The sequence below is a fragment of the Nocardioides sp. R-C-SC26 genome (assembly GCF_021246465.1).
In the GTDB taxonomy this organism is placed as follows: Bacteria; Actinomycetota; Actinomycetes; order Propionibacteriales; family Nocardioidaceae; genus Nocardioides.
The window spans coordinates 1-2,159 of the sequence record NZ_JAHRHK010000036.1 but is presented as its reverse complement, the minus strand read 5'-3'; the positions used below and the strand labels follow the sequence as shown (position 1 = coordinate 2,159).

The window sequence follows — 2,159 nt, the reverse complement described above, 5'->3', positions numbered from 1 at the left end:
CCGCGGGCCGCCCCGCTCTGGGGCAGGTTCAGTGCGACGGCGACCAGCGCGACGGCGGTCGCGACCGCGGTGCCGATCCGGACGACGCGGGTCCGGCCGCCTGGCGACGAGGCGCCCGAGGTGTCGTCAGGGTCGCCGGCGTCGTCGCCGAGGGGCGTGGTGGTGGAGCGGGAGCTGGGCATGCAGAGATCCTCCGGAGGTACGGGTGGGGGAACTCTAAGGTCTGAGCCAGAAAGATGACAGCGATTCAGGTTCAGTTTCTATGACGCCGGCAGTGGTCGGGGATACCAAACGTGTTTCAGCAGGGAAATCGGGCCGATCGGCGCCGAAAACCTGCAAGAACACGTTTGCTATCCCCGAGCCGGGCCTCAGAGCCGCTGTACCCGCTGGCGGTAGTTGGCGACGTTGTCGCCCTTGATGTCGGTGCGCTTGGTGCCGCGTACCTCGTCGACCTTGTCGTCGCGACCGGTGACCGGCTGCGCCTCGATCCGCGTCTCGCGTTCGAAGGAGTGCGACTTGTCGGTGTTGCGGTAGTAGCGGTACAGCCACCAGTAGAGCGCGCCGCCGCCGAGGGGCCCGGCCAGCAGCAGCGCGAAGATGCCGCCGTCGGACTCCATCGGCAGCAGCCAGGCAGTGCCGACGGCGATCGCGAGCGCGCTCACGAGGCAGCCCCCACGATCGCGATGGCGAAGACCTCCAGGATCGACCCGACCGTGATCGCGGCTGCCAGCAGACGGCCTTGGGACACCGGGACGCTGCCCATGGTCTCGCCGGTCCGGCCGTTGACGGCGATGTAGTGCACCATCGACTTGTCCTGCTCGTAGTAGGAGTACAGCCACACCGGCAGATACATCGAGACCCAGCGGGTGCCGTGCACCTCGAGCCCCTCCGACTCCCAGCGGACGCCCCGGTCGTAGGCCGACACCGAACCGCGGGCCTCCGAGCGGGCGATCGAGAGCAGCTGGTGCTCCAGTTCGGGCACCAACGCCGCGACGTCCTGATCGCGGCGCTCGGAGGTGAAGCCGACCAGGTAGTTGGCGTTCCAGCGAACGGCCTTCTCGGTGTCGAACGGCAGGATCGTGTTGATCACGTTGTTCGTGTTCACCACGGTGTTCATGTCCGCCCGGGCGGCCGAGGACTCCAGCGTCAGGTCGTCGGCGGTGAAGTCGACCCGGCGTGCGATGCGGTAGACGTCCGCGTCGTAGTAGGTCTCCTTGTTGTCCCCGGTGCCGCGCGTGTACCGGCGGATCAACACCTCGCCATGTCCGTGGAGGTCGGCGCTCGCGCGGCTGTCGACCACCATGTACGGCAGGTAGGCGCCGACGACGTTCTCCGGCACGAACTCCTTGAGGAATCGTCGGTGCGCGAACATCCGTCGCTTGCCGGCGAACTCGCGGATCCGCGTCAGGGCGTCGTCGCGAGTGATCGCGAACGGCAGGACGGCGTCGGGCACGGCGCCGTTGGGCACCTGCTCGTTGACCGTCAGCACGTGGCGGCACCAGTGGCACCGCGACGACGTCGCCTCGGCGATGTTGACCACGACCTCGGAGCCGCAGCCCGAGCACTTCAGGGTCAGCACCTGCGCCGCGGCCGCATCGATGTCGGCTGCTCCCGACGCGATCACCGTGCCGGTCAGGTCGGCCAGCGACGCCTCGCCCGAGACCAGCGGGTCGATCGCGGCCTCGGCCCACTCGTTGCGGCAGAACAGGCAGACCAGCATGCCCGTGGAGACGCGCAGTTGGATGTCGGTCGACCCGCACTTGGGGCACCGGTTGACGCCGTCGGCCAGGTCCTGGTTCTCGGTGTCGATCACCCGGGGGCCGCCGGGGGGCGCGCCGTCGGGTGTCAGCACAGGCTCCCCCGCCGGGGTCGGCGGGGGAGGTGGCTGCGGGACGGCGCCCTGGTCGGGCGTCGTCGAGGAGTCGCTCATCGTCGGGAATTCTTCGCTCGGCGCGGTCTAGAGACCGAGCGCCTTGGCCTTGAGCGAGTCGTAGTCCTCCTGGGTGATGAGGCCGGCGTCGAGCATCTCCTTGGCCTTGGCGAGCTTGGCCATGGGGTCGTCGGCGGCAGGTGCCGCAGCGGGCGCCGCCGGGGCCGCGGGCGCGGCCGGCGTCGACTGGGCACCCACGCCGGGCACCGGCTGCTGAAGACCGCCGATT

The 2,159-nt window shown here is 69.5% G+C and carries 4 protein-coding genes; all 4 read right to left on the bottom strand.

The annotated features are described in order from the left end of the window. On the bottom strand, positions 1 to 182 hold a 182-nt coding region (locus tag KSO97_RS17315), incomplete at its 3' end, for a hypothetical protein (protein WP_232681808.1). A 186-nt stretch (positions 183 to 368) separates the two neighbouring features. Continuing rightward, positions 369 to 662, bottom strand: coding sequence for a hypothetical protein (locus KSO97_RS17310; RefSeq protein ID WP_232681791.1), 294 nt, complete (start codon positions 660 to 662; stop codon positions 369 to 371). Further along, positions 659 to 1,930, bottom strand: a complete 1,272-nt coding sequence (locus tag KSO97_RS17305; protein WP_232681783.1) for a TFIIB-type zinc ribbon-containing protein — start codon at positions 1,928 to 1,930, stop codon at positions 659 to 661. The genes KSO97_RS17310 and KSO97_RS17305 overlap by 4 nt, the downstream gene beginning before the upstream one ends. A gap of 27 nt (positions 1,931 to 1,957) precedes the next feature. Then, the coding region (locus tag KSO97_RS17300; RefSeq protein ID WP_232681760.1) for an SHOCT domain-containing protein at positions 1,958 to 2,159 on the bottom strand (202 nt) is incomplete at its 5' end.

Excerpts from the sequence above, each read along its gene's own strand:
- KSO97_RS17305 (WP_232681783.1), bottom strand. The coding sequence starts at position 1,930 with ATGAGCGACTCCTCGACGACGCCCGACCAGGGCGCCGTCCCGCAGCCA.